Genomic DNA, 2,851 nt, shown 5'->3' with positions numbered 1-2,851 from the left:
GTAGGTGGACGCCTTCCCGTAGCTGCCGCCGCGCCAGGCACCTCCGGTCGAATGGGTATGACGGTGTTCCCGGGAGCCGGCCGCGGCCACGAGTGCTTCCAGTTCGTCGAGGCGGGCGAGGGTGGTCCGGGGTTGCTGCCGCACCATGTGCTCGACGTCCGGCGGGTCGACGACGCCGCGGTTGTCTGGAGTGAGGATCGCGCCGGACAGGTCGCCGATCTGGATGAACGGCTGGCCGGGCCACGGCAGCGACCACTCGGATTGGTCGGCCGCCTGCGCGATTCGCTTCTCCTCGGCGATCCGCGCGGCGATGAACTCGCCGATCTCCATGCGTGCCACCTCAGCCCGAGAAGTCGGTCGGCGGGGCGGCCGGATCGGCGACCGGCGTCGGCGGCACGAGCCGCTCCGGGTTCGACGCAGAAATGCCCCGCAGCTTCCCGCGGAAGGTAGCCCGGACGTCGGGCTGTACGTCGTCGGGAATGCCTGCGTCGTCGCAGCGGGCGACGAACCGTCGGAGCCCGCCGAGAGTGACGGGGTCGCCGGTGACGCCGAGATGGTCGCTCACGACGGCGGCCCCTGCTGCGGTCGGACCATCTGCGCGACCAGGTACAGCGCCTGCTTCTCGTCGAACCCAGCCCGGAGAAGCGACAGGAACGACTCGTGGAGGGCGACGGCTGCCTCGGCTATCGACAAGGGCTTGTCGGTCACGGTGTCCTTTCCTCGGCGGCTGCTCGCCATGTGAGTGCCTGGTGCAGCAGGGCATGCAGCTCCGGGGGGAGTTCGCCGGCTTCTTCCGCAGCGATGATGAGCCGTGCTGCCCGGTGCAGGGTGAGGCCGTCGCCGGGGGAGTGGCCGTCAGTCTGGTCAGATCGGCTCACGCTCACCCACCCCGATCAGGCTGTGCTCGACGATGATGTGATGCCCCACCCGGGCTAGTGCTTCCTCCCGGTCCGGGTCGTCTTCCGGGTGGAAACAGAGCGGGCACAGCGCCCGGTAGACCTCCACCGTCCGGTCGTGGCGGTGCTGCCACCAGCCGCGGACCAGGGCGATCAGAGCAGGTATCAGCAGCATCCACGGCCCCCGGCGGTGTGAACGTGGGTTCGAACGGGCATTCGAACCGGCATGAACGTGAATCTTGGATCGTTAGGTGTCCTCGCCGGGCTCGCCGCTGTCATCATCGCCCTACTCGTGCTGTTCGACGCGGTCGTCATGAGCGCGGACCTGCTCGGCGTGGTCCTGCTCATCGTCGGGCTCGTGGTGCTGCTCGCCGGGCCGGTTGTCACCTGGGGGCGCAGGGGCTGAGTAGTGCTGTTCAGCCCAGAGGCGGCAGCGATCATCGAACACCGTCCAAAACCCGTCGTGCGAGCCTCTCGCGGGCGCGGTGAAGGCGTCGTCCGAAACCCGGCCCATCGTTGGCGTGTCCCGAGGGCGGGCGCCGGGGTTGTAGCCGTAGGCGATGTCCTGCAGCCGTTCTGTCTCCTCTTGGATCGAGCCCATCACCTGCCCACGGACCCGGTCCGCCACCCGCTGAAACGCTTCCCGGTAGTACTCCCGCGTCGCGGTGGGGGCGTTGGCGATGGTGGGGGCGTTGGCGCTCCAGCCGCCGATAGCCCGCTCCCAGCGCTCAGCTGCTGCCGCGACGTTCGCTTGGTCGTACTCGACCGGACCGCCATCGAAGTAGAAGAAGCCCCCGCCGGTCCAGCCGGCGTTCTCCACGCCCCGGTCCGGGCTCCAGCTCATCGAGTCGAGGGAGCCGTGCCAGTTGTCGAGGATGTCGTCCATGTCGGCCAGCACGTCGTCAACCGTCCGGCGGTCAGCAGGATTCTCCTGGGTCATCAGCCATCCGCCCTGTTCGCCGCGTCCAACAGCATCACCGCAAGTTCCCGGGCCGCCGCCGTCGACAGCTCGAAGTCGTCGCCGCGTGGCACGTGCAGCGAGCAGATCCGAACTGCGGGGCCGGGTGTTGCGGTGTGCGCACGGGTGTAGGCCACGTCAACACTGTGGCCGTTCAGGTCCTCAACGTCGTGGATGCTGTTCCAGATGCTCATCGGCCAGCTCCTGTCTCGCGGGCCCGCTTCTCGTACAGCCTCTGCCAGTAGGCGGCGATCCACGGGGCCCGGCGGCCCGGCCTTGGGTAGGCCTGACGCTGCCAGACAATCGTCAGATCGAGCTTGCCGTTCCGCCGGATGAAGTCTTCCACCATTTCTTGGCGGGGGATACCGGGCGGAAGGTTCGTCACCTTCTCAGTGTACGTGTGAGCCCGGCATTCCCCGCGATAACACGCAGGTCACGGGCCGAGCTTCTCTCTCACGTTGTCTTCGAAAAGGCGTCCAGCTCGCACGTATCTGTCGAGCGTGGTTCGAGAACTCCAACGACCTTGCCGCATGATCTCCCGGTCGTTGGCTCCGTTCTTTGCGGCTTGGGTTGCCATACCTGACCGGAGCGAGTGGGCGCTGAACGACTCGGGGTCTTCGACTACTCCTTCGGCGCGACGCCGGATGATGTTCCTGACGGTTGTGGCTGCCATCCGGCCAGCGGCGATCTTCCCGGATCTGCTGACCGCACGGAAGGCGGGTCCGCCGGTGTGACCTTGGTCGAGGAGGTGCGAGCGCCATGCGATCCAGGCCCGGACTGGGCAGGTCGATGGCTTCGATCCGTAGGTCAGGCCGACTTCGGCACCTTCGCCTGCCTGGTCGGTGTTCGACCGGTGGAGGGCTACCCGCAGGCCGTCGGGGACAGTCACGAAGTCGGCGAGGTCGAGTGACACCAGCTCGGAGCGGCGGAAGGCGCCGGCGAATCCGATGAGGATCAGTGCCCGGTCTCGGGCGTGTTCGGGGTTGTTGGCGTCGAG

General features: G+C 67.7%; 7 protein-coding genes. All 7 read right to left on the bottom strand.

Features of this window, described 5'->3' with window-relative positions:
- Nucleotides 1–330 (bottom strand): DUF6221 family protein (locus FDN03_RS16100; protein ID WP_138178596.1); only part of this gene is annotated, 330 nt, incomplete at its 3' end.
- A 10-nt stretch (nt 331–340) separates the two neighbouring features.
- Nucleotides 341–565: a hypothetical protein gene (locus FDN03_RS16095; protein ID WP_138178595.1), complete on the bottom strand. Its 225-nt coding sequence runs from the start codon at nt 563–565 to the stop codon at nt 341–343.
- On the bottom strand, nt 562–708 hold the full coding sequence (locus FDN03_RS16540) for a hypothetical protein (RefSeq protein WP_171021296.1): 147 nt from the start codon (nt 706–708) through the stop codon (nt 562–564). Before FDN03_RS16540 ends, FDN03_RS16095 begins: the two co-directional genes overlap by 4 nt.
- Nucleotides 709–864: 156 nt before the next feature.
- Entirely contained in the window at nt 865–1,071 is a 207-nt protein-coding gene (locus FDN03_RS16090; protein WP_138178594.1) for a hypothetical protein, read from the bottom strand.
- Between the two features lie 111 nt (nt 1,072–1,182).
- A complete protein-coding gene (locus FDN03_RS16085; protein WP_138178593.1) occupies nt 1,183–1,836 on the bottom strand; it encodes a hypothetical protein in 654 nt (217 codons plus the stop codon).
- Nucleotides 1,836–2,048 (bottom strand): hypothetical protein, encoded by a 213-nt coding sequence (locus tag FDN03_RS16080; RefSeq protein ID WP_138178592.1) that lies wholly within the window; start codon nt 2,046–2,048, stop codon nt 1,836–1,838. The genes FDN03_RS16085 and FDN03_RS16080 overlap by 1 nt, the downstream gene beginning before the upstream one ends.
- A 239-nt stretch (nt 2,049–2,287) precedes the next feature.
- A partial coding sequence (locus FDN03_RS16075; protein WP_138178591.1) for a site-specific integrase occupies nt 2,288–2,851 on the bottom strand: 564 nt, incomplete at its 5' end.

The organism is Glutamicibacter sp. V16R2B1 (genome assembly GCF_005774635.1).
Lineage (GTDB): Bacteria > Actinomycetota > Actinomycetes > Actinomycetales > Micrococcaceae > Glutamicibacter > Glutamicibacter creatinolyticus.
Note: the sequence above shows the minus strand (reverse complement) of the source record. Positions and strands in the feature narration are given on the sequence as shown.

What these genes read in the sequence shown, in the direction of transcription:
- FDN03_RS16090 (WP_138178594.1), bottom strand. Translation starts at nt 1,071, where the DNA reads ATGCTGCTGATACCTGCTCTGATCGCCCTGGTCCGCGGCTGGTGGCAG.
- FDN03_RS16085 (WP_138178593.1), bottom strand. Translation starts at nt 1,836, where the DNA reads ATGACCCAGGAGAATCCTGCTGACCGCCGGACGGTTGACGACGTGCTG.
- FDN03_RS16080 (WP_138178592.1), bottom strand. Translation starts at nt 2,048, where the DNA reads ATGAGCATCTGGAACAGCATCCACGACGTTGAGGACCTGAACGGCCAC.